The 2028-nt window shown below is 68.8% G+C and carries 1 protein-coding gene and 2 pseudogenes; all 3 read left to right on the forward strand.

What is annotated here, in order from left to right:
- Window positions 1–97: 97 nt before the first annotated feature.
- Window positions 98–778: pseudogene (locus tag ABZ406_RS30915) on the forward strand (sugar ABC transporter permease); the annotation flags it as partial.
- Window positions 779–897: 119 nt separating this feature from the next.
- Window positions 898–1659: a carbohydrate ABC transporter permease gene (locus ABZ406_RS30920; RefSeq protein ID WP_357769113.1), complete on the forward strand. Its 762-nt coding sequence runs from the start codon at window positions 898–900 to the stop codon at window positions 1657–1659.
- Window positions 1643–2028 (forward strand): annotated as a pseudogene (locus tag ABZ406_RS30925) (hypothetical protein); the annotation flags it as partial. The gene ABZ406_RS30920 and the pseudogene ABZ406_RS30925, both read left to right, overlap by 17 nt.

The following is a 2028-nucleotide window of genomic DNA, read 5'->3' on the forward strand; positions in this document are numbered from 1 at the left end:
TGGATCCGGTGCTGGTGGCGCGGGCGCGGGAGTTGGCGCGTCGGGCCGGGCAGCCGGTCGTGGACCTGGCGCGCAGCCACACCACGGTGTCGGTGCACTGACCTTCGCGCTGATCGCCGTACCGCTGAAGCTGGCCGCGGCGCTCGGCGTGGCGCTGCTGCTCAACCGTGCGTGGCGCGGCGTCGGGCTGTTCCGTGGGCTGTTCTACCTGCCGTCCCTGCTCGGCGGCAGCGTCGCGCTCGCCATCGTCTGGGTGAACATGTTCAACCGCGACGGCGCGTTCAACTCGCTGCTGAGCCTGTTCGGCATCACCGGCAGACCGTGGGTCAACGACCCCGACTGGGCCCTCGAAACACTCATGGTGCTGGCCATCTGGCAGTTCGGCGCACCAATGGTGATCTTCCTGGCCGGGCTCAAGCAGGTGCCCACCGAGCTGTACGAAGCCGCCTCGGTCGACGGTGCCGGCCGGTTCCGCCAGTTCCGCGACGTCACCCTGCCGATGCTCTCCCCGGTCATCTTCTTCAACCTGGTGCTGGAGACCATCAACGGCTTCCAGGGCTTCACCGCCGCGTTCGTGCTGAGCAACGGCACCGGGGGCCCGGTCGACTCGACCCTGATGTACACGCTGAACCTCTACATCACCGGGTTCACCGAACTCGACATGGGCTACGCCTCGGCGATGGCCTGGGTGTTCCTGCTCGCCATCGCGGTCATCACCGCGATCTTCTTCAGCACCGGACGGTTCTGGGTGCACTACTCCGACGGGGAGGACCGGTGACGGTGAACCCGACGACCACTGCGCCGCCGAACGCGCGCCGACGACCCGGCGGACGGCCCGTGCTGCGACTGCTGATCCTGGTGACGATCGTCGCCGTGGTGCTCTACCCGCTGATCTGGATGGTGGGCACCTCGTTCAAGTCGCAGGAGGAGATCGTCAACAACATCGGGCTGCTGCCCGAGCGGTTCAGCCCGGGCAACTACACCGCCGGGTGGTCCAACTTCGACGTCACCTTCGGCCGGTTCTTCCTCAACAGCACGATGGTCAGCCTCTTCACGGTGGTCGGCAACGGGCTCTCCTGCCTGCTGGCCGCGTACGCCTTCGCCCGGCTGCGGTTCCGGCTGCGCGGCATGTGGTTCGCCGTCATGATCGGCACACTGCTGCTGCCCCAGCACGTGCTGATCGTTCCGCAGTACATCCTGTTCCGTACGCTCGGGCTGGTCGGCGGCGAGTGGCCGTACCTGCCGCTGCTCATCCCGCAGTTCCTGGCCACCGAGGCGTTCTTCGTCTTCCTCATGGTGCAGTTCATGCGCGGCGTACCCCGGGAGCTGGACGAGGCGGCCCGCATCGACGGCGCCGGCCCGTTCGGCATCTTCCGGCACATCATCCTGCCGCTGAGCCGCCCGGCGCTCGTCACCACGGCGATCTTCTCGTTCATCTGGACCTGGAACGACTTCTTCCGCCAGTTGGTCTTCCTGTCCCAACTGGAGGACTACACGGTCCCGGTGGCACTGACCCTGTTCATCGACTCGACAAGCCAGAGCGCCGTCGGCCCGATGTTCGCCATGTCGGTGCTCTCGCTGCTGCCGGTCTTCCTGTTCTTCGTCGCGTTCCAGCGGATGCTCGTCGAGGGGATCAACACCAGTGGCATCAAGGGCTGAACCGACGCCGACGGCTGAACCCGTCGACAGGGGCGCGCGGCGGGACTGGCGTGACGTCGCCCGCGACGCCGCCGACCTCGCGTTGCTCGGCATCCTGCTGACCCTCGCGGCGGTGCCCCTGCTCACCGCCGCCGCGGCGGTCGGCACTGCCAGTGCGGCGCTGCACCACTGGGCGCGTACCGGCAGTTGGCCGTCGGCGCGTACGACGGTGCGCCGGTTCGGCCGCTCGGTGCTGCCCGGTGTGCCGGTCAGCCTCCTCGCGCTCACCGGCGCCGTGCTGCTCGCCGCCGACCTGGCCGCGCTGGCCACCGGCCGGGTGCCGGGCGGCCCGGCGGCACTGCTGGTGACGGCGCTGATCGCGGCCGGCCT

It is taken from the genome of Micromonospora sp. NPDC005710 (assembly GCF_040630995.1).
Taxonomy (GTDB): domain Bacteria; phylum Actinomycetota; class Actinomycetes; order Mycobacteriales; family Micromonosporaceae; genus Micromonospora.